Genomic DNA, 25635 nt, shown 5'->3' with positions numbered 1-25635 from the left:
CATGCTATCATCGCCCCCTGAAATCCAGCTTGCCCGTGCGCGGCTCCCGCAGCCGGCGCACCTCCGTTTCAGCAGTCTCCCCACCAGATCCCCTCCCCGCGTGTCATGTCATGACCAGGAATGGCCGAGGTGATTACCCTTTGCCAGACTCAAACTATGCCTACAATTTCGTTCTCCCCCCGCCACTGGAGTGTCGGCGGCAAGATTACCGTGTTCACGTTTGCCCTCGTCAGCCTGATCCTCGCCAGCCTGACAACCTTGATCAGCATCCGTACCTCGACTGCACTGGAACAGCGCGCCGAAGCAGCCGTCACCAGCGAACTCAATAGCGTCATGACGACCACGCAAGTGTTCCATACAGCCATGGTCAACGAGGCGGCCAGCTTCGCGCGCCTGTTCGCGGCCGAATTTCCCGGCCCGTTCACGGTCGACACGGGCGCCATGGTGGCCGTCGCCGGCAAGGCCACGCCGGCGCTGGCCAACGGCGGCAAGGTGCTTAACCTCGACACAGCCCTGGTCGATCGCTACACGGCCCAGACGGGCGTGATCGCCACCATTTTTGCCGCCAATGGCGATGAATTCGTGCGCATCAGCACCTCGCTGAAAAAGCAGGACGGCGAGCGCGCCATCGGCACCCAGCTCGACCATAACCACCCCAGCTATGCGCCGCTACGCGCCGGCCAGCGCTTCGTTGGCATGGCCACCTTGTTTGGCAAGCAATACATTACGCAATACGATCCCGTGCGCGATGCGGGCGGCAAGGTGGTGGGCGTACTGTTCATCGGCCTCGACATCAGCAAGAATCTGGCCATGCTGAAAGAGAAGATTCGCCAGGTCAAGATCGGCCAGACGGGCTACATCTATATCGTCGACACGGCCCCCGGCGCCAACTACGGCCACCTGGTGCTGCACCCGAACAGCGAAGGCAAGAGCGCGCTCGAGTTCAAGGCCAGCGACGGCCGCCTGTTCATCCAGGACATGCTGGCGCAAAAAGACGGCGCCATGCGCTACACGTGGACGGCGCCCGGTGAAACGGCTGCCAGCGCGCGCGAAAAGCAGCTGTACTACCGTCAATTCAAGGATTGGCAATGGATCATCGCGGGCGGCACGTTCACGGACGAGATCACGGCGGAAGCGCGCCAGTTGCGCAACCAGCTGGCCGTTTCCGGCTTCATCGCCCTGCTCGTCTTCGCCCTGCTGCTGTACTGGCTGGTGCGCACCCTCGTGTCGCGCCCGCTGGCCGCCGCCGAGACGGCCGCCGCGCAAATCGCCGCCGGCGACCTGACGGTGCACCTCGATACGACAAGCCTGGACGAAATCGGCCGCCTGCTGCGCGCCATGAACCGCATCAGCGACAACCTGTCGCAAGTGGTCGGGAACGTGCGCGGCAGCGCCGGGCAAATCGCCACGGCGTCCGGTGAAATTGCCAGCGGCAACCTGGATCTGTCGAGCCGCACGGAACAGCAAGCCAGTTCGCTGGAAGAAACGGCCGCATCGATGGAGGAACTGAGCTCCACCGTGCGCCAGAACGTCGATCACGCGCAGCAGGCAAGCCGACTGGCGCACGACTCGTCCAGCCTGGCAGCGACAGGCGGCGCGGCCGTGGCGCAGGTGGCCAGCACCATGGACGCCATCCGCAGCTCGTCAAGCAAGATCGCCGACATCATCGGTGTCATCGACGGTATCGCCTTCCAGACGAATATCCTCGCCTTGAATGCGGCCGTGGAAGCGGCCCGGGCCGGTGAGCAGGGACGCGGCTTTGCCGTCGTCGCCACCGAGGTGCGCACCCTGGCGCAGCGCTCGACGGCAGCGGCGAAAGACATCAAGGACCTGATCCAGGCGTCCGCCAGCACGGTGGACCTGGGCCACGCACAGGTGAGCCAGGCCAGCGCCACCATGGACACCGTGGTAGCCAGCGTGCAGCAAGTGAGCACCATCATGGCCGAAATCGCCCAGGCCAGCGAAGAGCAGCGCAGCGGCATCGAGCAAGTCAACCAGGCCATCGCCCAGATGGACCAGGTGACCCAGCAGAATGCGGCCCTCGTGGAAGAAGCGGCCGCGGCCGCCGACGCCCTGCAGGAGCAGGCGCAGGAGCTGAACCAGGTGGTGAGCGTGTTCAAGCTGTAAAGCGGGGCCGGTGCTAAGATGGCGCAAACCACCTTGCCAGGAGACGCGATGCACGACGACTATGTTTTGATTGCCCGGCTGATGATCCCCACGGATGCGCACGTCATCCGCGGCTGCCTGGCGGCGGCCGGCATCGACGTGCTGCTGACGGACGACCAGCACATGCAGGCCGACATGCTGCTGGCAGCCGCCATTGGCGGCGCCCGCGTGATGGTGCGCGAGCACGACGTGAAGCGCGCCAATGAGATACTGGCCGCCTTCGAGCGGGGCGACCTGGCGCTATCGGATGACGCCGACGTGGGCGCGCCCGTCGCCGATTAATTTACGAGTAAAAATTACGAGTAAAAACAGCGCCCGCACGCCTGGCGGTAGGCTTCATTGCCGCCTATACTGATCTGCTCGCCTTCCTTGATGCGGCGGCCCTGCTCATCCACGCGGATGTTCATCGTGGCCTTCTTGCCGCAAGTACAAATATTCTTCAATTCCTCGATATCGTCGGCCAGCGCCAGCAGATAGGCCGAGCCGGGGAACGGTTCGCCCTTGAAATCCGTGCGCAAGCCGTAGCAGATGACGGGCACGCCCTTCACTTGCGCCAGCTGGTGCAGTTGCTGCACCTGGGCCGTGCTGAGAAATTGCGCCTCGTCCACCAGCAGGCAGGCCACCTGGGGAATATCGTCGAGGAAATTCGTGTCGGCATGGAAGATATCGACCTGGCGCTGCGGGCCCAGGCGCGACGTGACACGTCCCACGCCGTAGCGGCTGTCGATGGCGGCCGTGTACAGGCGCACCTGCTGGCCCTGCTCTTCATAGTTGTGCGCGACCTGCAACAAGGCCGTCGACTTGCCCGCGTTCATCGCGGAATACCGGAAATAAAGTTTTGCCACTGCCGCCTGCCCTGTCTGAGTAATTTCAATATTATTTAGTATCTTTTCGAGGCGTGATTATAAATCGCAATGGCGGACTTGCGGCAGCTTAATAGTCGCGCCATTGGCGCGGCAAGCGGGATAAAAACGGCGCATACTCGCATCGCGAACCTTGTCGCCGATATGCGAAGCGCGCATATGCAAGCATATAAACATTCGTTCGCCGCACTCGTCCACCCGCCTACACTGCGCGGCACGGAAGGCGGCTCGGGACACAATCCGGAGCCGTTGTTTCTCTGACAGGAGCCACCATGAATGATCGAATGCCATCCCCATCCCAGCCGCCAGCGCTATACAAGCTGATCGGCAACACCCCGCTGGTCGAAGTCACCAGGCTCGACACGGGCCTGTGCCAGCTGTTCCTGAAACTGGAATCGCAAAATCCCGGCGGTTCCATCAAGGACCGCATCGGCCTGTCCATCATCGAAGCGGCCGAAGCGGACGGCCGCCTGCAGCCGGGCGGCACCATCGTCGAGGCAACGGCCGGCAATACGGGCATCGGCCTGGCCCTGGTCGGCCGCATCAAGGGCTACCGCGTGATCCTTGTCGTGCCCGACAAGATGTCGACGGAAAAAGTGCTGCACCTGAAAGCCCTGGGCGCCGAAGTGCACACCACGCGCTCGGACGTGGGCAAGGGCCATCCCGAGTATTACCAGGATTACGCGGCGCGCCTGGCGCGCGAACTGCCGGGCGCCTTCTTCGCCGACCAGTTCAACAATCCCGCCAATCCGCTGGCCCACGAAACGACGACGGCGCCCGAAATCTGGGAGCAAAGCGGCCATGACGTGGACGCCATCGTCGTCGGCGTCGGTTCGTCCGGCACCCTGACGGGCCTGACCCGCTACTTCCGCAAGGCGCAGCCGAAACTGGAATTCGTGCTGGCCGACCCGCAAGGCTCCATCCTCACCGAATACATCGACACGGGCAAGGTGTCGGACACGAGCGGCTCGTGGGCCGTGGAAGGCATCGGCGAAGATTTTATCCCCTCGATCGCCGACATGGACAGCGTCACCAAGGCCTACACCATCACGGACCAGGAAAGTTTTGATTCCGCGCGCGCGCTCCTGCGCGCCGAAGGTATTTTAGGCGGCTCGTCCACCGGCACCCTGCTGGCCGCGGCCCTCAAATACTGCCGCGAGCAGACGACGCCCAAGCGAGTCGTTACCTTTGTCTGCGACACGGGCACGCGCTATCTATCCAAAGTTTACAACGACGGCTGGATGCGCGACCAGGGCCTGTTGCAGCGGGCCGTGTCGGGCGACTTGCGCGACCTGATCGGGCGCCGCTACGACGAGGGCGACGTCGTCAGCGTGGCCCCGGGCGACACCCTGCTCACGGCTTTCAACCGCATGCGCGCCAGCGACCTGGCCCAGTTGCCCGTCATCGACGACGGCAAGCTGGCCGGCATCATTGACGAATCGGACTTGCTGCTGCACGTCTCCAGCGACGCCGCCCATTTTGCATCGCTGGTGGGCGCCACCATGACGACACAGATCGAAACCCTGGCGCCATCAAGCGGCTTGCCCGCCCTGCGTGCCACCCTGGACCGGGGCTTGACGGCCGTCGTCGCCGACGATACCGCCTTCTATGGCCTGATCACCCGCTTCGACCTTCTCAACCACTTACGCAGGACACTATCTTGAGCCAGGAAACCACCCGCAAGAGCCGCCTCGCCACGCGAGTCATCCACGCCGGCCAGTCGCCCGACCCGTCGACGGGCGCCATCATGCCGCCCATTTACGCCACTTCCACCTTCGTGCAGGACAGCCCCGGCGTGCACAAGGGCCTGGACTATGGCCGCTCGCACAATCCCACGCGCTGGGCGCTTGAGCGCTGCGTGGCCGACCTGGAAGGCGGCAGCGCGGCGTTCGCGTTCGCCTCGGGCCTGGCCGCCATTTCGTCCGTGCTGGAATTGCTGGACGCGGGCAGCCACATCGTCGCCGGCGACGACATGTACGGCGGCACCTACCGTTTATTCGAGCGCGTGCGCCGCCGCTCGGCCGGCCACGAGTTCACGTATGTCGACCTGACGAATCCGGAAAACCTGCTGGCCGCGCTGCGCCCGGAAACGAAGATGGTGTGGGTCGAAACGCCGACGAATCCCATGCTGAAGCTGGCCGACTTGCGGGCCATTGCCGACATCTGCAGCGCACGGGGCATCATCGCCGTGGCCGACAACACGTTTGCCAGCCCGCTGGTGCAGCGCCCGCTGGAGCATGGCTTCGATATCGTCGTGCACTCGACAACCAAGTACTTGAACGGCCACTCGGACATCATCGGCGGCATCGCCATCGTCGGCGCGGAAGAACGGCAGGCGGAATGGCGCGAGCAGCTGGGCTTTTTGCAAAACTCGGTGGGCGCGATTGCCGGCCCGTTCGACAGTTTTTTGGCGTTGCGCGGCGTGAAAACCCTGGCCATCCGCATGCAGCGCCATTGCGAAAGCGCCCTGGCGCTGGCGCAATGGCTGGAACAGCAAAAGGGAGTGAAGAAAGTCTTCTATCCGGGCCTGGCCTCGCACCCGCAGCACGCGCTGGCGCAGCGCCAGATGGATGGTTTCGGCGGCATCATTTCCATCGACCTCGATACGGATTTGGCCGGCGCGCGCCGCTTCCTCGAGCGCTGCGAGGTATTCGCCCTGGCCGAAAGCCTGGGTGGCGTGGAAAGCCTGATCGAGCACCCTGCCCTGATGACGCATGCCAGCATCCCGGCCGAACAGCGTGCCAAGCTGGGCATCGGCGATGGCTTGATCAGGCTGTCGGTGGGGATCGAGGATATCGAGGATTTGCGGCACGACTTGCGCACGGCGCTTGATGCGATTTGATGGGTAGTTGTCGGATTACGCTACGCTAATCCGACCTACATGCAACATGTAGTGTAGGTCGGATTAGCCCGCAAGGGCGTAATCCGACGCACCACCAACATCACTCCCCCGGCCGGTACCTGCGCTCCAGGTGCCTGCTTACGTCCTCGGGATAGAACAACACCTCCTTGAATTCGCCGCGCGCATACATGGCCGCCTGGTCCTTGAAGTGCGGCGACTTCGGGTCGCCGCTCTGTCCACCGGCGAGGATGCTTTTCGCCCTGATGCGCGGACCGAATTCCACGGCCGCGACAAAGCTGTTGCCACGTTCACCGTAAATCCTGCGGGTCGCGCTCTTGCTGCTCTGGCCATACGCGGCCAGCGCGCCCCAGTTGCCTGACGCGTAAGGCACGGGCAAGCTCGGTTGCGCATCGTCGAACGGCTGCACCACGTCGCCCGTGAGGCGCTGGAAGCGGTTGATCTCGCCCCATGGCGTTTGCCAGTTGCCGAAATCGCGCTGCAATTTGTCCGCCGCCGTCACCAGCGCGGCCAGCCGCCGGGCCGCCGTGACCTTGTCCGTTGCCAGAAAATCGACCACGGGCACACCCTGCTCGCGCGCCTGTTTTCCCGTCAGTTCGGCCAGCTCCTGGCCCCAGAACACGGCCAGCGAGGTGGCGGTGGACGTCAGCGAGTAGCGCCAGTCCCAGGCTCGCAGCAAAGCCACCTTGTCGGCCAGCGCCAGCTTTTGCGCGTCGCCCGCTGGCAGCGCATCGTAGGCCTTGAACAGCGGCGGCAGCAGCGCTTCGAACGCCGTCAGTTCGCTGTCATACGAGGCGGCGATCAGCTTGTCGAGCGTGAAATCCTTCTTGTTCTGGAAAACCTTGACGGCATGCAGGCCGCGCGCGTTTTCGCCATACACGGACATGTAGGCGGGATAGTCCTGCTGGCGCGGGCTGTAGTCGCCGGCCGCCGAATACGGCCAGTTGTTCGTGTTTTGTATCCAGCCATTTTTCGGATTGAACAGGGTGATGGTTTGCGCCACCGTGTGCAGCCCTTTCCATTCCGTGGCCGGGTCGCTGCCGTCGACGGGCTGCTTCCAGTTGAAGCGCGGGTCGCGCACGGGGATGAAATTGCCGTGAAAGTAGGCGATATTGCCATCCGCATCCGCATACACGGTATTGTTCGACGAATTCGTGCGCAGTTCCATCGTTTTGTAGAAGGCCGCGTAATCGCGCGCCTTGGTGCGCGCATACGACTGCGTCAATGCCTTCAACGGTTCGTTCATCAGGCGCACGGCCACCCAGCGTCCATCCTGCGCGCGCACGATGGGGCCGTGGTGGCTGTAGTAGACGGTGATGGTTTTCGAGCCCATGCCGCCGTTCGCCAGTTTATATGGCAAGGTAATCGGCACGGCTTTCAAGGGAAGCAGGCCGCCGTCATAGCGGTAGAACCATGCGCCACCCTTGTCGACGATGCTTTCCAGGTACTCGTCGATGACGTCGCCGCCGCCCGAGGTATGCATCCAGCCGAGGCGGTCGTTAAAACCCTGGTAGACGAAAAACTGGCCCCAGGTGACGGCGCCATACGCATTCAGGCCTTCGCCGCTGATGACCTGCACTTCGGGACGGAAGTAGAACGAGGTGTGCGGGTTGATCATCAGCATTGCATGACCATTTTTCGTGATGGCGGGCGCGATGGCGAAACCGTTCGAGCCGCTCGGCTCAGGCTCCAACCCAGTTTCCACGCTGGCCAGCGCCAGCGCCACCGATGCAGGCTTGGTCTGCTGGCCGTAAAACGCTTCGAGCTGCGCCAGGTTGATCGATTCGATATCGCCGCCGATGCTGCCCTCGCTGAAACTCAAGGCCATCCACGGCTCGAAATGCACGATCAGCCTGGGTTTGACCTGCGGATGCGTGGCCAGGTAAAAATTCAAGCCATCGGCAAATGCATCCATCAACTTGCGCAGCCACGGCGGGCTGGCGCGGTACTGCGCCTGCAGCTCAAGCGGGTCGATGAAGAGCTTCATGCGCAGGTCGCGGTACAGCTCCCGCTCACCCTCCACTTCCGCCAGGCGCCCCATGGCGTTGATGTAATTGAGTTCGACGCGGGGGAAATCGTCTTCGGCCTGCGCATACATCAGGCCAAACACGGCATCCGCATCCGTCTTGCCCGTCACATGAGGAATGCCCCACGTGTCGCGCGCGATGCTGACATTGGCGGCCTGCGCCTGCCAGCGGGCCATGTCCGTGACAGAAACGGCGGGCGCCGCCAGCACGGGAGGAACGGCAACGGTGCCGCAGGCGATGGCGGCGAACAAGGCACTGCGACGTAGCATGGTCAATTCCAAATCAGGATGCGTCGATTAAAGCGGCTATGCGCTGGTTCAACTCGGTATTTTCCGCCTGCAGCTGCGCCACCCGCTGTTTCAAGCCGGCGATCTCGCCGCGCAGGCGCTCCGCTTCGGATGGCGCCTGGGCCGCATTCTCGGCCCATGGCTCGTTGCCCGTCTCCGGCGTATCCTGCGACACGTGGGGCGCCTTCGGCTCGCGCGGCGTGCGCGTGGCGGCGCGCTGTTCGCGGATTTCCTTGGCCGCCTGGCGCAGCAATTTCTTGCCACCGGCGACAGCCGCCACCTGCTCTTCCGGCGGCAAGGACGCCACGGTGGCCGCCGCATTGATGGAAATCGTGCCCGAACGGACGGCTTCCACCAGTTCCGGCGAAGCGGCCTTCTGGATCTTCTCGATCTGGCTGATCTGGTTGCTGCTCAATCTGGCCGCCTTGGCCACCTCTTCGCGCGTGCTCATGGGTGGCTTCGGCGCGTTTTCGCCTTCGGGCACATCAGCCGCGCTGACGGGCGCCGGGCTGCGCGCGGCGACGATTTCCTTCTTGCGCAGGGCCAGCACGCCGCGCTGGAAGTCCGACACGCTGCGGCGCGCCAAATGATTGTCGATCATCCACAGCATGACGTCGTCGAGCGAAGTAAAGCTGGTGTTCTGGATGGTCTTGAATTCGATGCCGTGCTGGCGGCAGATGGCGTAGCGGTTATGCCCGTCGATCAGCACGTCATTCCACAGCACCAGCGCATCGCGGCAGCCTTCGGCCTGCAGGCTGCGCTCGAGCGCCGCGTACTCGCTGGCGGTGAGCGGGTCGATATACGACTGCAGCACCTGATTGATAGTGATATTCATGGTTGTCCTCAATATTGCGGCGCGATGGTCCGCGCCGGCACGAATGCTACACCATCCGCCACCGCTGGCCGGGTAAAATCACGGCGGCACAGCTCATACAAAACACGGACCATGAAAAGAAAGTACGCCACCGCGATCATTTTTGCCGTCGCCGCCATCGGCTTCACCTGGGTCAGCCCCTACATCGCCATGTACCGCATCAGCATCGCGGCGAAATCCGTGCGCCTGGAAAACCTGGCGCAGCAGGCCGACCTGCCGGCCGTGCGCGCCAGCGTGGCGCGCCAGTTGCGGGCGGCCGGCGAAACGGCCAGCGAAGACGATTTCAAGGAAATGCTCGACGCCATCGTCTCGCCGCCCGGCATCACGGTATTGATCCTGCACGGCAAGCAGGGAGCGGATGGCACGCGCCACGACTTCGGCATGGAGTACCGCTCGTGGAATGAAGTAGTGCTGCGGCGCAGCGGCGCCGGCCCCGCCGCCAGCCGGTTCCTGCTTCGCCGCCATGGCATCTGGGACTGGAAACTGACGGACATTACCTTGCCGCCAGAATTACTCTGACGAAACTTGATCCAAAACAACACTTACCTAAACAGCCATATTGATTTTGAGAAATATTATGTAGAATGCCAACACTTCAGGCGCACCGGGTCGCCAGGCATCCAAGAGATTGCACGATGAAAAGAATGATGCTTCTCGCTGTAGCGGTACTGGTCGCGCTGGCCGGCGTCTTCTATGGCAGCCCGTATTTCACCATGGACAAGATCCACGCGGCGACCATGGACGAGGATAGCCAGGCCTTGGCTGCACAGATCGACCTGTCCCAGTTGCGCGGCAGCCTGGGGCAGCAACTGCATGCCCTGTTCTCGGCGCCGGAAGTGGCCGACGACATCAGTCCCGACGTCATCGATCCCTTGCTCGACACCATGCTGATGCCCGAAGGCATCGTCGCCTTGATGAAACTCAATGACCGCTATGAAAAACCGCTCGCCAAGGTCAGCGACATCAGCGGCCGCAAGCGCAACACCAAGCCCGACTACAAACTGCGCTACACCTCCTGGAACAGCGTCGTGGTACAGCGCGCCCACAGCAAAAGTCATATCGGTGAATTGACCCTGACTCGCGATGGCCTGTGGAGCTGGAAACTCACGTCGGTGGCGCTGCCCAAGAATCTGCTGGCCGACGCTTGAAACGGCCGCGCACTGCTATCATCTGCCCAACCACATTTCTTTGGAGGCAGCATGTCAGACCTGGTACAACACGCCCTGACCCACGCAGGCAAACCGGCCACCACGCCCTGGGTGGTGACCTTGATCAACGGTGAAAAACTCACCGGCCCTATTTCCCCGCTCAGCGACGGCTGCTACGCCATCGGCCTGGGACAAATCAAGTATTTTTCCAGCGACAAGGTCGCCTGCCTGAATGTATCGGGCGCCGGCGCGTTCCCCATCTGAACACCTTGGCAACGGACCACACGCAAGACAACGCACGCCTGGCGGCACATCTGCAGGCGCTGGAAGCGGCGCTGCAAAGCCAGGCCGTGCGCGCCGACAGCGCCAGGCTGGCAACGCTGTTGGCCGACGAGTTCGTCGAATTCGGCAGCTCGGGCACGCTGTGGACGCGCGCGGCAACCCTGTCGGACTTGCCAGGGGAAGACTTTTGCCAGCGCAGCATCAGCCATTTTCAGGCACGCTTGCTGGCCGACGATGTGGCCTTCGTTACCTACCGCTCGCAGCGCCACGCCAGCGGCGCCCTGCCCGCCAGCGCCAGCTTGCGCAGTTCGCTATGGAAGTGGCGCGACGGCCGCTGGCAGATGACATTTCACCAAGGTACACCGATACCCGCATGAACAAGTATTCCATGTCGAAAAGTTGTTTTTTGGCACGCAAAATCTCATTGATCTACTGAAATTTTTGTGCAAAAATGATTTTAATAAATAAAACAAATAAATTATTTAAATCAGTTTTCAAGTAACGCCATCCTCACACCACGAATCCGTGTTCTGGATAGAGAAGCACTGCGCAGGGTACAACTCGCTGCCAGGCAAGCGCCTGGCACCCGTCCCACGCACGCCCCCTTTCTAATCGTCACCACGTATTTTTGGGAGAGACATCATGGATAAATTCACCGTACGCACCCAGCTCACTCTGGCTTTCGGCCTGCTGGTCTTTTTACTCATCGGCATCTCGATCCTGTCCGTACGGAGTTTCTCTACCTTCAACGCCGGCTTTGACCAATATGTCAACGGCATCACGGCCCGCGCCAACACGGCGCACCGCGTGCGTGACGCGATCGACATGCGCGCCGTGGCGGCCAGGAACCTGGTGCTCGTGACCAAGCCGGAAGACCTGGAAATCGAACGCAAGCAAGTCTTGCAAGCGCACGCCAATGTCGTCAAGAACATGCAGCAACTGCTGCAGCTGGCACAGCAGCCGGGAGTATCGGACGAGGTGCGCGCCATCATCACCAAGATCGACAGCATCGAAAAACGCTATGCCCCCGTGGCACTGGGCATCGTGGACCTGGCGCTGCAAAAGAAAACCGAACTGGCCATCGTCAAGATGAACGAGGAATGCCGCCCGCTGCTGGCCGCCCTCGTTGCCGCCAGCGATGAATATTTCGCCCTGACGGAGCAACGCTCCACCGTCATCTTGCAAGAAGACAACGAGCGCTACATTCTCAACAGGAATATCCTCATCGGCGTCAGCTTGCTGTCCATCGTGCTGGCGGCCCTGGCGGGCTGGCTCATCACGCGCAGCCTGCTCAAGGCGCTGGGCGCCGAACCGAAGCAGCTATGCGACGCCGTCAGCCTGCTTGCCGGCGGCGACCTGACGGGCAAACTCAGCGTCGCACCGAACGATAGCGTCAGCGTGCTGTCGGCGCTGCAGCGCATGCAGGAGTCGCTGACTTCGGTCGTGTCCTCCGTGCGCCAGGATTCCGACACGGTCTCCCTTGCCGCCGAGGAAATTTCCACCGGCAATAGCGACCTGTCACTGCGCACGGAACAACAAGCCAGTTCACTGGAAGAAACCGCTTCCTCGATGGAAGAACTCACCAGCACCGTGCGCAAGAATGCGGAAAATGCCCGCGAAGCCAATGTGCTTGCCACCACCGCTTCGGACGTCGCCAGCAAGGGCGGCGCCGTGGTGGGCCAGGTGATGGGCACCATGGAGCTGATCAGCGAATCGTCGCGCAAGATTGTCGACATCATCAGCGTCATCGACGGCATCGCCTTCCAGACCAACATCCTCGCCCTGAACGCGGCCGTGGAAGCGGCGCGTGCCGGCGAACAGGGCCGCGGCTTCGCCGTCGTCGCCACCGAAGTGCGCGGCCTGGCCCAGCGCAGCGCCAGCGCGGCCAAGGAAATCAAGGCGCTGATCGACGATTCCGTGAGCCGCGTCGATGCGGGCTCCAGGCTGGCGGCGCAGGCGGGCACGACGATGTCCGAGGTGGTCGCCAGCGTCGCCCGCGTCAGCAACATCATCGCTGAAATCACCGTGGCCAGCCAGGAACAGTCCACGGGGATCGAGCAGATCAATCAGGCGGTGACCCAGATGGACAGCGTCACGCAACAAAACGCGTCGCTGGTGGAAGAAGCGGCGGCCGCGGCCGAATCCTTGCGCGACCAGGCCAGCCACCTGGTGCAAACCGTGAGCATCTTCAAGACGCACGACAGCCATGTGGCAGCATTCGCGCCAGCACCGGCGCGCGCCAGCCGCAAACCGCTGCGCCTGGTACCGGCGCCAGCCAGCAACCCCGTCAAGCGCCAGGCCGCGCCGGCAAAACACCGTTCAGTACAAGCGGAAGCCGTGACGGCCGGCGATTGGGAAGAGTTTTAATTCAGCCAATACGGGCATGCAGCCTTGCATGCCCTGCGTCACACGCACAGGGGGATAGCCGCAGGCGGTGCCTCCCCTGTCGCGCAGCAACAACACGCCCCTTCCCAAAAAATTCCGCGGCAGCTGTTGTATTTCCAGTGTCCGCAAGCGGGTAGCACGGCAAAAAACATCGCTCTCTTTGCGTTCACGCAGGAAACCCCGTCGCCACGCCCCGCCGATCTCCGCTCGCACAAGCCTGCCGGCACTCCACTATGCACCCGCCAGATATTGACGACAAATACGATTTTATTCGTGTATTCAGTCGAAACGGATATGAATAGCCGTCGCTGGAAAATGGCATGAATACCAAAACTTTCCGTGCTAGCATGACTTTTCGTCCAGCTGGCCAGCGCCAGCTTGCATGCCCCAACAACCTTGACCGACAGGAGCCGTTTCATGATGACACCGCATGCCAGCACAGTACGCCACACCCTGATTGCCCTGGCAATCACTGCCGCCTTCCCCTTGCAGGCGATGGCGCAGGCACAGGACAGCATCCCGGCGCCAGCCGCCGACGCCCCTGCCGCTCCGGCGGCACAGGCCGGACCTGGCCAGCTGGAAACGGTGATCGTGACGGCACAGCGGCGCGCGGAAAACATCAAGGACGTGCCGATGTCCATCGCCACCCTGAAGGGCGACAAGCTCGACACCCTGACGGCCGGCGGCGCCGACATCCGTTTTCTCAACAGCCGCTCGCCCAGCGTCTCCGTCGAATCGGACTACGGCCGCACCTTCCCCCGCTTCTACATTCGCGGCCTGGGCAATACCGACTTCGACCTGAACGCCTCGCAACCGGTGGGCCTGGTGATGGATGACGTGGTGCAGGAAAACGCCATGCTGAAAGGTTTTCCCGTGTTTGACGTCGACCAGGTCGAGGTGCTGCGCGGCCCGCAAGGCACCTTGTTCGGCCGCAACTCGCCGGCCGGCGTGATCAAGTTCGATTCCGCCAAACCCGTCTTCAAGACGGAAGGCTACCTGAGCGGCGGCTTCGGCAAGGATGGCATGAAAAACCTGGAAGGCGCCTTCAACGTGCCCGTCAGCGACACGGTGGCCCTGCGCTTTTCCGGCCAGACCCAGCGCCGCGACGACCGCGTGCACAACCCGCGCCCCACCGGCACGCGCGACTTCGAAGGCTATGAAGACAGCGCCGCCCGCCTGCAGGTACTGGTCAAGCCCACGCGCGACTTCACGGCCCTGTTCAACGTGCACGCACGCAACCTCGACGGCACGGCCACCTTGTTCCGCGCTAATATCCTCAAGCAGGGCACGAACGACCTGGTCGATGGCTTTGATTACGATAACTACCCGACCGACGGCATCAACCGCCAGCACCTGAAAACCAAGGGCGGCAGCATGCGCCTGAAATGGGACTTGCCCGGCGTCACCCTGCATTCGATCACCGGCTACGAAAAACTCGATTTCTTCAGCCGTGCCGACGTCGACGGCGGCTATGGCGCCGTGTACGCGCCGCCGATGGGCCCCGGCTTCATCCCCTTCGTCGTGGAAACGGCCGACGTGATCCCGAACCACAAGCAGATTTCGCAGGAGTTCCGCGCCGAATCGAGCGCAAAAGGCCCACTGCAATGGATAGCCGGCCTGTTCTACTTCAAGGAAGATATCCAGATCGACAGCATCAGCTTTGACAGCCTGGCACCCGGCAATCCGCAAAACAGCGCGTACGCCACGCAAAACCAGAGCTCGAAGTCGTACGCGGCCTTCGGTTCGCTCAACTACACGGTCTCGGACGCCCTGAAACTGCGCGCCGGCCTGCGCTACACGACCGACAAGAAGGATTTTTCCGCCAAGCGCGTGGAAGCGACCACGGCCGGCCCCTTCAACCTGAACGACACCTCGCACAACGTCAGCTGGGACCTGAGCGGCACCTATGTGTTGACGCCGGAAACCAACGCCTACGCGCGCATCGCCACCGGCTACCGCGCGCCGTCGATGCAGGGGCGCCTGAACGGCCTGGCCGACCGCCCTTCGTTTGCGGGCGCCGAAAAAGCGCTGTCCGTCGAAGCAGGCATCAAGCAGGACCTGTTCGACAAACGCGCGCGCCTGAGCCTGGCCGTGTTCCAGTACCGGGTTAAGGACAAGCAACTGACGGCCGGCAGCGGCGCTGTCAACATGAACCAGCTGATCAACGCCGACAAGGCCACTGGCCGTGGCGTGGAACTCGATTTCCAGGCTAACCTCAGCGATTCGCTCAGCATGACCCTGGGCGGCAGCTACAACCACACGGAAATCCAGGACAAGAAGCTGTTCGTGCAAAGCTGCGGCAACGCGCAAAACAACCCGGCCAGCGGCTGCACCGTCACCGACCCGCTGGGCCCGTTCAAAGGCACGGCCTACATCGACGGCAACCCGCTGCCGCGCGCGCCGGAATGGCAAACCAACTTCACTTTGAAATACAGCATTCCCCTGGCAAATGGCGAGTTCTACGCTTACACGGACTGGGCGTATCGCACCAGCTACAACTTCTTCCTGTATGAAGCGAAGGAATACAAGGCCAAGGAACTGCTCGAAGGCGGCTTGCGCGTCGGCTACAAATGGGACCGCTATGAACTCTCCGCATACGGGCGCAACATCACCAACCAGATCCAGTCGCTGGGCGCGATCGATTTCGACAACCTGACAGGTATCGTCAACGAGCCGCGCACGTATGGGGTGCAGTTCAAGGCGACGTTCTGACGGCGGTTCGTTTTGATGGCGGGTAGATAAAACCGCGCTGTCCGGCGCAAACGGGACTGCATGGCTCAGGCACAAGATGGCGTGATGCGCATCACCTGTGCTAGAATCTTGCCGCGCTGCCCGGATGGTGAAACTGGTAGACACTGGAGACTTAAAATCTCCCGCCTGTAAGGGCGTGCCGGTTCGATTCCGGCTCCGGGCACCAGCGCACAGATTCAGAAGCATCAGAAAAGCCATTAACTTCCAAGGAGTTAGTGGCTTTTTTACGTATCGCCATCCCTTAATCCAGATTAAACCCGACAAAAACCAGTAGCGATTACGCCAAATTTACGCCATGATTACGCCTCAACAATCGGTAGATATGGCATCGCGGTGAGCGCGCCCGACCTCTAGCTTATCTTTTGCCGAAGAGGGTAACGTGATGGCATCGCCTCTCTTTCATTCGAATACCGCTTCAAGCTCAACCTGATCGTCACTGATTACGCGGCCAACGCCGGCGCCATCATGGTGGCCCTGACCGCTTTGGAAAGTCCACCAGTTCGATTCGGTAAAAAATTTCCAGAGGAAGAAAATATGGATAAGAAGAAATGTCCTAAAGAATTATATAAAGATATTCTCACAAAAAATCTAGGGCAACGTCTCCAGGAAATGTCCAATACCGAGAGAATAGTATATTGGGGTTTTGTAATAAGTGGAATTATTACAATGATTTTCCTTGTGATTTTTTTAGGGAACCGCTGATTTAATCACTGCCCATCTGGCTACCTGCACGACGGAACAATGCTGGTTGGGCGACGCCCAGGCACTGGCAGAGGCAGTTCAGCCGATTTGATCGATTCAAGGGTTGGTGGCACGTGGCTACAGGTCAATGCCGCTTCGGCCCTTGCCCTTGCGTCGATCGAGGTGGGCGCGAGGAAGACGGCCTGGATCACCGACGACCCGCGCGGGGACATCTGTACCGGCGGGTCCGCATGTACAGCATCCATGTCGATATGCCCGTCATCCAGGCGCCGGATCCTGCGCTGCTTCGCCGGCGTTCCTTGGAAGGCGACCAGCGTTGCCCCCAACGCGAGGGCCGTGTAAGCGATGATGTGCGAAAAGCCCATCAAATCGTTTCTCATGACCGCATCGGCGGCGCCCAGCCTCACGAATCCCGCGTTTTCCCATTTTTCCACGGTGGCTTGCAAATCCTGCGTGTGGTCTAGCAGAATTCGCGCGGCTTCACATGTCTCCGGTTCCAGATGGGAAGTTGCAACCGGGGGCGGCGCACTAAGTTCAAACGTCGTGCTTCCATAGCCTCGCACGGTCCGGCCTGCCTCTCGTGCCTGTGACGAGGCCGGCGCCAGATAGACGGCTTGCGACAGAGCCGGCCAAGCCGTAGACACAACGACAGATGCTCCAATGGCTGCCGCCTCGAAGGGAAAGCCGCTCCGATCCAAGTTGTCGGCTAGCGATGTCTCACCGTACGGGTTGACCCGCACAAAGCCCAACTGCTCCCATTTGCGGACTGCAACCGGCAGGTCCGCGGTGAGTTCGAACTGGATGGTCACCAGGGCCACCTTGCTTGGCCCGATGTAGGGGACAGTTGGCGACACGGGAAGATAGTGTTCGGCAAGCGCACTGATAGTTTCGGGCGTGGGTTCAAGCATGACGTTGTTCGCTTGAGTTCGGATGAACAGCATCATAGCTGAATAAGCTTATGGGCGGTCCTCCAGAACAGGGGCGAATGTGCCCGAATAGTTGAGTATCCAGGGAAGCATTGATTTGAACCGGCAGCGGCCCGCCTGAGATCCTGAACTGGCACAATGACGTCTTCGATTCCTTCCAGACAGCCATGAAGCAAACCACGTTCTCCGACGCCGAGTTCATCCACAAGAAGAAGCAGACTCGCCGAGACCGTCGCTGGTAGCGGCGCTGCTGCCGTATTACCCGAAAGGCGATGGCCGCGGCCGTCCACCGACGGGCCTGGAGCGCATGTATATCGCGCAGCAGTGCTTCGGTTTGTTGGACGAGGGAATCGAAGATGCGATCGACGACAGCCAGTCCATTCGAGGCTTCGTCGGCATTGATCTCACGAACGAATCGGCACCGGACGCGACGACGTTGTTGAAGTTCCGTCGACTGCTGGAGAAGCACAATCTGACACGCCGGATTTTCGATGAGATCAACATGCACCTGGCCAGGAAAGGTTTGGTCATGCGCGAGGGGACGATCGTGGACGCGACATTGATCGCCGCGCCGCCGTCGACGAAAAATCGCGACAAGGAGCGCGATCCCGAGATGCACCAGTCGAAGAAAGGGAACGACTGGCACTTCGGCATGAAGGCTCATGTGGGCGTGGACATGGCGGCCGGCCTGGTGCACTCGGTGGTCGGCACGGCAGGCAATGTAGCCGACGTGACCCAGGCGCATGCGCTGCTGCACGGCGGCGAGAAGGCGGTGCTTGGCGACGCTGGCTACCAGGGCGTTGGCAAGCGTTCGGAAAACACGGACAAGACAATCGACTGGCACGTTGCGATGTTCGGCTCGGGTCGACACTCACCAACAAATGGCTGAAATGAGCCACCTCACGTGCCGGTAACGCGCACCTGGTCAGCGTCCAAGTCGGGCGTGCCGTCGGGATCCGCGCCTGCACCTAACCGGTAAGCAGCATCCACTCATCCCTCCTCCATATCCAACATGTTCGGCACCTCCGCCACTTCCGCTTTGCCGCGACCTCCACCCCGATCAATTCCCTCCCCCACTGGCATTTTTACAACACTCCCCATCAGCCCGCTGGCTCCCCCGCAGGTCCCTGCTGATATAATACTTACAATCAAGTAATATTCCGAAATGTGCGCCTTCCGGCTCCCGCAACCGTCTGTGTACTGCTAAGCCCAGCCCATGCGCTCCCTTTTCGATCACGAGATCATCAAACAGCTGCATAGCGGTGCCCGCTCACGGGTTTACCGCGCCAGGGCTGCGGATGGCACCGCGCTGATCGTCAAGAAACCCAATCAGCAGTTTCCCTCCTTTCAGCAACTGGCGCAATTCAAGCGCGAGTATGCGATCGCGCGCCGCTGCCGCCATCCTGGCGTGGCGCATCCGCTGGCACTGCAGCTGCACGGCGGGTGCTGGACGATGGTCCTCGAAGATGCTGGTGGCCAGGCGCTCGACCAGGTGTTGCGCGCGCAGGTGGCGGCGCGCAGGACGCCGTCGCTGCCTGCATTGGCGCTGGAGGACTTTTTCGACATCGCGCTGCAACTGTGCGTAGCGCTGGAAGAGGTCCATCATCAGGGCGTGATCCACAAGGACATCAATCCCTCCAACCTGGTGTGGAATGGCGAGCGGCGCCTGTTGCAGCTGATCGATTTCGGCATCGCCTGCGAACTGCCATACGAAAACCACGGCATCGTCAATCTCCAAGCCCTGGAAGGCACGCTGCGCTACATGGCGCCGGAGCAGACCGGGCGCATGAACCGGAGGATCGATTGGCGCGCCGATTTCTATGCGCTCGGCGCCACCTTCTACGAACTGCTGGCCGGCCAGGCGCCGTTCGAGTCGCGCGACGAGATGGAACTCGTGCATTGCCACATTGCGCGCAGTCCCGACTGGTCGCACCCGGCGCTGGCAAACTTGCCTGGCCAGCTGCTGCCGATCATCCAGCGGCTGCTGGAAAAAAATGCGGATCAACGCTACCAGAGCTTGCAGGGCTTGCGCAGCGACCTCGAAGCCTGCCGCGCGCAAAAGCCGGCGCAGGCGCTCAAGCTGTCCGACCACAACGGCCGCTTTCTCGTGCCGCAAACGCTGCACGGGCGCGAGGATGCCATCGCCGTGCTGCTAGCGGCGTTTGAACGCAGCGCCGCGGGCACGTGCGAGATGCTGCTGGTGGCCGGCCATTCGGGCATAGGCAAGTCGGCGGTCATCAACGAAGTACAAAAGCCCATCACCGCCCGGCGCGGCTGCTTCCTGTCCGGCAAATTTGACCAGCACCAGCGCGACGTGCCGTATGCCCCGCTGATCCAGGCATTCCAGGGACTGGTGCGCCAGCTGCTCGGCCAGCCCGAGGAAACGCTGCGGCAGTGGTCCGCCAAACTGCATGCGGCGCTGGGCAGCGGCATCGGCATGCTGGTCGAGCTGATTCCCCAGTTGGCGTTGATCGTCGGCCCCACGGACGCGGTGCCCGCGTCGGCGCCGGCACAGGCACAGCTGCGCCTGGACCGCCTCTTCCCCCGCTTCGTCGAAGTCTTCGCCTGCGCCGGGCATCCGCTGGTGCTGTTCCTCGACGACCTGCAATGGGCCGATGCGGCCACCTTGCGGATGATCGAACTGCTGATGGTCTCCTGCGACAATAGCAGCTTGCTGTTCATCGGCGCATACCGCGACAACGAGGTGGGTCCCGCGCATCCGCTCATCGCCCTGCGCGACAAGCTGCTGGCCCGTGACGTACGCCTGTCCACGCTGTTACTGAGCGCACTGACCGAGCCGCAGGTTGCGCAAATGGTCTCGGCCACCGTGCGCGTGACGGTCCCCGACTGCGCGCCGCTGACCAGTATTTGCTACCGCAAGACGGCCGGCAATCCGTTTTTCCTCAACCAGTTCCTCGCTTCGCTCAATGAGACGGGCCAGCTGCGCTACCGGGCCGCCGACGATTGCTGGGACTGGGACATGCCCGCGATAGAACAGGCCAGATATACCGACAACGTGGTCGAGGTACTGCTGGAAAAAATCCGCCGCCTGCCCACGGTGACGCAGCATCTGCTGCAACTGGCCGCCTCCTGCGGCAACCGCTTCGCGCTCGACACGCTCGCGCTGGCAGTGGACCGCGCGCCCCGGAAAACGCAGCAAGACCTGTGGCCGGCGCTCAGGGCAGGCTTGATCCAGCCGCTCGACGAACGCTATAAATACGTCGACGGCGACACCGATGCAGCCAGCAGCGGCGTCGCTTACCGCTTCCTGCACGACCGGGTGCAGCAGGCAGCCTACCTGGTCGCCGGCGACGATATGCGCACGGCCAACCATCTTCTCATCGGCCGCTTGCTGCTGCGGCATACGGCGCCGGAGCGTCGGGACGAGACACTGTTCGAAATCGTCGAGCAGCTCAACGCCGGCCGCGCGCTGATCAACGATGCGGGCGAGCGCGTGCAGCTGGCGATGCTCAATCTCCAGGCTGGCGCCAAGGCACGGCGCTGCGCCGCGTTCCAGTCCACGCTGGAGCACACACGCATTGGTCTCGACCTGCTGCCGGCGCAGGCATGGAACGCGCACGCTGACCTCTGGCTCGACCTGCAGCTGGGCGCGGCCGAAGCGGCCTACCTGTGTGGCCAGTTCGATGCCGCCGAGGCGATCTACCCGCTGGTGCGGGCCCGCACCTTGAGCCCCTTGCTGCAGGTTCGGTGCATTGCCATCCAGGCGCACCAGTATCAATTGCAGGGCCGCCTGCTCGACGCCATCGCCGTGCAACGCGATGGCCTGGCGCTGCTGCACATCGACATTCCGCACGACGTGGCGCAGATGAAGATGCGCTTCGCCGACATCCTCGCCGACATCGGGCGACAGCCTGGCGCGCAGGCGCCCGAGGCCTTGCTGGCGGCCGATGACATGTGCGAACCGGACGCGGTGGCCGCCATGCAGATGATGCAAGGCCTGTGGATGGCCAGCTACTACGCCGGCCAGCAGGATCTCAGCGCGCTGATGGTGGTGTCGATGACGCGGCTGTCCATGCAGCGGGGGAACAGCGATTTCAGCGCCGTCGCCTATGTCGGCTACGCGATGATGGTCGCGCTGTACAGCGGCGACATCGCGCGCGGCTACGAATTCGGCGCGATGGCGATGGCGCTGGCCAGGCGCCGTGCCAACCTGCAGACGCGCACGCTCACGGGCCTGATGTTCGGCGCGCTCAGCAACCACTGGACGCAGCCGCTGCGCAGCTCCGACGCCCTGTACGAGGAGGCGTTTGGCTGGGCCCTGGAAATCGCCGATTTCGTGCAGGTCGGCGTGGTGGCGGCCGTGCGCGCCACCGACCGTATCATCCTCGGCGACTACCTGCCGCACCTGATGCACGATATCGAGCACGATCTGGCGCTGATGCGCGCCAACGGTCAGCAGGCGATGGCCGATTGCTGCGTCGCCGCCGCGGTCCAGCCCATCAAATGCCTGATGGGCCTCCTGCCCCGCCACGACAGCTACGATGATGGGGCCTTCAGCGAGGCGCGCTTCCTCGATCAGTATGGCGACTCGCACCTGTACCGCGCCTACTTCTTGCAGGGGAAGATCCGCAACGCCTACCTGTTCGACGGCGCCGACGCCGAACCGCTGGCCGGCCAGCTCGGCATCGTCACCCAGATCATGCGCGGCCAGGCCAAGGTTGCCGAGTGCAGTTTCTACGCCGCGCTGATCCTGATCCGCGCCTTGCGGCGCCATCCTGCGCGCCCCGACGCGGGCGATCTGCTGACCGTGATCGGCACGCTGCAGGCGAGCCTCGCCAAGTGGGCCAAACAAGGCTCGGACAACAGCGGCGCCAAGCACCTGCTGGTGCTGGCCGAGATGGCGCGCTACCGGGAAGACCTGCAACTGGCCACGCGCCATTACCAGCAGGCGATCGACGCGGCCGGCCTGGCCGGCTACGTCAACATGCAAGCGCTGGGCAATGAGCTATGCGGCGAATGCTGGTTCGATCAGGGACATGCGCGCGTGGCCGGCGTCTTTATCCAGGACGCCATCGCGCATTACGGCCAGTGGGGTGCGCAGGGCAAGGTGGCGCAGCTGCAGGCACGCCACGGCATACTGTTATCAAGGATGGAAGGCCGCAGCACGCAACGGCATTCTGTCTCCCACACGCACGGCAGTTCCGCGCTCGACCTGGTGTCGCTGCTGAAGGCGTCGCAGATCCTGTCGAACGAAGTGGGCCTGCGCAAGGTGCTGACGCGCCTCATTGCCATCGTGTGCGAAAACGCCGGCGCGCAGGTAGCGCGCCTGCTGCTGCTGTCCGAAGGCAGCTACCAGCTGGAGGCCAATATCGATGGCGATGGCGTCACTGTCCTGCAATCGCGCCAGCTCGACCTGAACGCCGCCAGCGACCCGCAGTTCCCGCTGTCGCTGCTGCGCTACGTCGTGCGCACCGGTGCCGAGGTGATCGAAGATTGCATCACGGGCGCCTCGCGCTTTGCCGCCGACCCGTACGTGCAGTTGCACCTGCCGCGCGCCGTCATGTGCCTGCCGATACGCCACGGCGGGCAGATCGGCGGCATCCTGTACTTCGAGAACCGTCTGGCAGAAGCTTCGTTTACGGAAGAACGCGTGGCGTTCCTGCGCATGCTCGGCGCACAGGCGATGATCTCGATCTCCAGCGCCAGGCTGCATGACAGCCTGGAACGGCGCGTTGCCGAACGCACGGAACAGCTGGAAGACGCCAACCGCAAGCTGGCGACCTTGTCCATCACCGATGGCCTGACCGGCCTGGCGAACCGGCGCCATTTCGACGACGTGCTGCGCGCTGAATGTGCGCGTGCCACGCGCGTCGGCCAGCCGCTTGCCGTCATCATGCTCGATGTCGACTACTTCAAGCGCTTCAACGACCGGCATGGCCACCAGGCCGGCGACGCCTGCCTGACCCGGGTCGCGCAGGCGCTGGCGGCCGGCATGCGACGCGCGGGCGACCTGACGGCGCGCTACGGCGGCGAAGAATTTTCGATCGTGCTGCCGAACACCGGCGCGGACGAAGCGCGCCAGACCGGCGAAGCGCTGCGGCGCGCCATCGCAGATCTGGGCATCTTCCATGAAAGTGCGGATACGCAGCAGGTGACGATCAGCGTCGGCATCGCGGTCCAGTCGGCGCCGGGCGCAGCCGATCCGGACACCCTGCTGCGCCTGGCCGATGCCGCGCTGTACCTGGCCAAGGATGCGGGGCGCAATTGCGTGGTGCTGAGAATTCTGCCGCCTGGCTAATCCGCGTTCACGGCGCGGGGCGGCTACTCAATCGCTGCCATGACTGTTCTCCCGCGCCTGCTCCTGCGCATTTTCCTGCGACGCCAATCCGTTGAAGAACAGATTGAGCAGCACGGCGACGATGGCGGCCAGCAGGATGCCGCTGTGCAGCAATGGCGACAAGGCTTTCGGCATGTGCTGCGCGTATTGCTCGGCCACCAGCGGCAGCATGCCGAAGCCGATCGACAGGGCCACGATGAACAGGTTGTTGCGGTTGCTCTTGTAGTCGACCCCGGCCAGGATGCGGATGCCCGTGGCGGCGACCATGCCGAACATCACCAGCCCTGCCCCGCCCAGCACGAACGCCGGCACGGCTTCAGCCGTCTGCGCGATCTTCGGGATCACGCCCATGACGAGCAGGATGATGCCGGCCGCCACGCATACCCAGCGGCTGCGCACGCCCGTCACGCCTACCAGGCCCACGTTTTGCGAGAACGAGGTGTAGGGAAAAGTATTGAAGATGCCGCCGATCAGGGTGCCCAGGCCATCGACGCGCAAGCCGCGGCTGATGTCGGCCTGGGTGATGCGCTTGCCCGTCATCTCGCCCAGCGCCAGAAACATGCCCAGCGATTCGATCATGACGACGATCATCACCAGGCTCATGGTCACGGTGGCAACCACGTCAAAGGTCGGCATGCCGAACTGGAATGGCGTGACGACGGCAAAGGCCTTGGCGCTGGCCACCTTGGCGAAATCGGCCTTGCCCAGCGCAAACGACAGGGCTGTGCCGGCGATAATGCCGATCAATACCGCGATATTCGACAGGAAGCCGCGGCCATACTTGGCCACCAGCAAGATGACAGCCAGCACAAAAAAAGCGATGCCCATGTTGTCCAGCGCGCCATAGCCGGGGTTGGCGATCATCGGCACGGGACCAGCTGGCGCGGGCAGGCCGGCCGCCGTGGCGGCAGCGGCCATCTTGAGGAAAGCGGGATCGGCAATCTGCGCCATGGCCGGCGGCCCGCCCATGGCCCAGTTCACGCCCACGCGCATCAATGACACGCCGATCACGGCGATGATGCTGCCCGTGACCACGGGCGGAAAAAGCGCCAGCAGGCGGCTGATAAAGGGAGCGATCAGCATGGAAACGACGCCGGCGCCGATCACGGCGCCAAAGATGCCGGTGATGCCCAGGGCCGGGTTGTTCGCCATGGCCAGCATGGGACTGACGGCGGCAAAGGTCACGCCCATCATCACGGGCAGGCGGATACCAAAGTATTTTCCGATGCCCAAAGACTGGATCAGGGTCACGAGGCCGCAGCAGAACAGGTCGGCACTGATCAGCGCCGCCACCTGCTGGGGCGGCAGCTTGAGGGCGCGTCCGACGATCAGCGGCACGGCGATGGCGCCCGCATACATGACGAGCACGTGCTGCAAACCCAGCGTAAACAGCTTGCCGGTTGGCAGGATTTCATCGACGGGCGATGGCGCGGCAGGCGTGGCGCCCGGCACGCTGCGGTGGATGGATTTCAGACGGGGAGTGGCCATTTACGCTCCATTTCCTGGGTGACCGCGGCCCGGATGGGCGCAGGTGAAAGGGAAAAGCAAGACAGAAACGGGACAGCAGGAACACACTAGCGGCCGATGATGCATGCGAAGCTCCTAGGATGGGATGACCAAGGTAGCCATGCACGCATCGTGCCAGGTGGATTGTATACAGGAATTGTGCCGAAAATCGCCGAAGATCGTCCAATCTGGCGGTGGGTGCACCGTTTTATTGCGTCCCGCCCCTGCGCATGCACCAGAACGCGGCGTTGGCGGCGGCGCTGGCAGGCCGCTGGTGACTGCTGCTTAGCCGCCGGTGCAGGCATCGAGCAATATTTCCAGCTGGCGTACATGTGCGGCACGCAATTGCTCGCGCGCCAGCAAGGCTTGCACTTGCTCGAAGATGCCGTGGGCTGGCACAGCCGGCAAGACGGGCGCGGCGGGACGCGTGGCGATGCACGGCGCGCTCACCGGCCAAGCTTCCACCTGCGATGCCGGCGCCCATGCCGCGCAGCCGGTCAACAAGCTCGCCAGCAATACCTTGACGGCATACTTGAGACCCTTGAGACCCCGCGTCCTTG

General features: G+C 62.7%; 18 protein-coding genes, 1 tRNA gene and 1 pseudogene. 14 read left to right on the top strand and 6 right to left on the bottom strand.

Features of this window, described 5'->3' with window-relative positions; all coding sequences use genetic code 11:
- Positions 1-156: 156 nt before the first annotated feature.
- Positions 157-2127 carry a methyl-accepting chemotaxis protein gene (locus GYK42_RS06325; RefSeq protein WP_166446779.1) on the top strand — a complete coding sequence of 657 codons (1971 nt, stop codon included), beginning with the start codon at positions 157-159 and terminating at the stop codon, positions 2125-2127.
- A 48-nt stretch (positions 2128-2175) separates the two neighbouring features.
- Positions 2176-2448, top strand: coding sequence for a putative signal transducing protein (locus GYK42_RS06320; RefSeq protein ID WP_166446778.1), 273 nt, complete (start codon positions 2176-2178; stop codon positions 2446-2448).
- A gap of 14 nt (positions 2449-2462) precedes the next feature.
- On the opposite strand, the gene GYK42_RS06315 is transcribed toward GYK42_RS06320, so the two are convergent.
- Entirely contained in the window at positions 2463-3011 is a 549-nt protein-coding gene (locus GYK42_RS06315; RefSeq protein WP_086136657.1) for a thymidine kinase, read from the bottom strand.
- 290 nt (positions 3012-3301) lie between these two features.
- Here GYK42_RS06315 and GYK42_RS06310 point away from each other — a divergent pair, with 290 nt between their 5' ends.
- Positions 3302-4693: a pyridoxal-phosphate dependent enzyme gene (locus tag GYK42_RS06310; RefSeq protein WP_431190152.1), complete on the top strand. Its 1392-nt coding sequence runs from the start codon at positions 3302-3304 to the stop codon at positions 4691-4693.
- Positions 4690-5871, top strand: a complete 1182-nt coding sequence (locus GYK42_RS06305; RefSeq protein WP_205711293.1) for a trans-sulfuration enzyme family protein — start codon at positions 4690-4692, stop codon at positions 5869-5871. The genes GYK42_RS06310 and GYK42_RS06305 overlap by 4 nt, the downstream gene beginning before the upstream one ends.
- Positions 5872-5971: 100 nt before the next feature.
- Here the strand turns inward: GYK42_RS06305 and GYK42_RS06300 are convergent, their stop codons facing one another.
- Complete coding sequence (locus tag GYK42_RS06300; protein ID WP_166446777.1) at positions 5972-8185, bottom strand: penicillin acylase family protein; 2214 nt, start codon at positions 8183-8185, stop codon at positions 5972-5974.
- A 13-nt stretch (positions 8186-8198) separates the two neighbouring features.
- Positions 8199-9038 carry a hypothetical protein gene (locus GYK42_RS06295; protein WP_166446776.1) on the bottom strand — a complete coding sequence of 280 codons (840 nt, stop codon included), beginning with the start codon at positions 9036-9038 and terminating at the stop codon, positions 8199-8201.
- 111 nt (positions 9039-9149) lie between these two features.
- Here GYK42_RS06295 and GYK42_RS06290 point away from each other — a divergent pair, with 111 nt between their 5' ends.
- From GYK42_RS06290 to GYK42_RS06255, 8 genes are all read left to right on the top strand, one after another.
- Positions 9150-9596 carry a DUF2939 domain-containing protein gene (locus GYK42_RS06290; RefSeq protein ID WP_166446775.1) on the top strand — a complete coding sequence of 149 codons (447 nt, stop codon included), beginning with the start codon at positions 9150-9152 and terminating at the stop codon, positions 9594-9596.
- A gap of 125 nt (positions 9597-9721) precedes the next feature.
- A complete protein-coding gene (locus tag GYK42_RS06285) occupies positions 9722-10225 on the top strand; it encodes a DUF2939 domain-containing protein (RefSeq protein ID WP_058048724.1) in 504 nt (167 codons plus the stop codon).
- Between the two features lie 51 nt (positions 10226-10276).
- Entirely contained in the window at positions 10277-10489 is a 213-nt protein-coding gene (locus tag GYK42_RS06280; protein ID WP_034755154.1) for a hypothetical protein, read from the top strand.
- A gap of 5 nt (positions 10490-10494) precedes the next feature.
- Positions 10495-10884, top strand: a complete 390-nt coding sequence (locus GYK42_RS06275; protein WP_205711292.1) for a DUF4440 domain-containing protein — start codon at positions 10495-10497, stop codon at positions 10882-10884.
- A gap of 265 nt (positions 10885-11149) precedes the next feature.
- Positions 11150-12874, top strand: coding sequence for a methyl-accepting chemotaxis protein (locus GYK42_RS06270; RefSeq protein ID WP_166446774.1), 1725 nt, complete (start codon positions 11150-11152; stop codon positions 12872-12874).
- A 435-nt stretch (positions 12875-13309) separates the two neighbouring features.
- The gene (locus GYK42_RS06265; RefSeq protein WP_431190151.1) at positions 13310-15604 is read left to right on the top strand and encodes a TonB-dependent receptor; all 2295 of its coding nucleotides are present in this window, start codon (positions 13310-13312) and stop codon (positions 15602-15604) included.
- Between the two features lie 118 nt (positions 15605-15722).
- A tRNA-Leu gene (locus GYK42_RS06260) sits at positions 15723-15809 on the top strand.
- Between the two features lie 299 nt (positions 15810-16108).
- Positions 16109-16345: a hypothetical protein gene (locus GYK42_RS06255; RefSeq protein ID WP_166446773.1), complete on the top strand. Its 237-nt coding sequence runs from the start codon at positions 16109-16111 to the stop codon at positions 16343-16345.
- 20 nt (positions 16346-16365) lie between these two features.
- Here GYK42_RS06255 and GYK42_RS06250 read toward each other — a convergent pair whose 3' ends face one another.
- Positions 16366-17289 (bottom strand): hypothetical protein, encoded by a 924-nt coding sequence (locus tag GYK42_RS06250; RefSeq protein ID WP_166446772.1) that lies wholly within the window; start codon positions 17287-17289, stop codon positions 16366-16368.
- Positions 17290-17438: 149 nt separating this feature from the next.
- On the opposite strand from GYK42_RS06250, the pseudogene GYK42_RS06245 reads away from it, so the two are divergent.
- Positions 17439-18124 (top strand): annotated as a pseudogene (locus tag GYK42_RS06245) (IS5 family transposase); the annotation flags it as partial.
- A gap of 363 nt (positions 18125-18487) precedes the next feature.
- Positions 18488-23530, top strand: coding sequence for a diguanylate cyclase domain-containing protein (locus GYK42_RS06240; protein ID WP_166446771.1), 5043 nt, complete (start codon positions 18488-18490; stop codon positions 23528-23530).
- Between the two features lie 27 nt (positions 23531-23557).
- Here GYK42_RS06240 and GYK42_RS06235 read toward each other — a convergent pair whose 3' ends face one another.
- Positions 23558-25057, bottom strand: a complete 1500-nt coding sequence (locus tag GYK42_RS06235) for a nucleobase:cation symporter-2 family protein (protein WP_240943482.1) — start codon at positions 25055-25057, stop codon at positions 23558-23560.
- Positions 25058-25360: 303 nt separating this feature from the next.
- Entirely contained in the window at positions 25361-25540 is a 180-nt protein-coding gene (locus GYK42_RS06230; protein ID WP_166446770.1) for a hypothetical protein, read from the bottom strand.
- Positions 25541-25635 lie beyond the last annotated feature (95 nt).

The sequence above is a fragment of the Janthinobacterium lividum genome, from assembly GCF_011601275.1.
Taxonomy (GTDB): domain Bacteria; phylum Pseudomonadota; class Gammaproteobacteria; order Burkholderiales; family Burkholderiaceae_D; genus Janthinobacterium; species Janthinobacterium lividum_E.
This window is presented reverse-complemented; position numbering and strand designations above follow the sequence as displayed.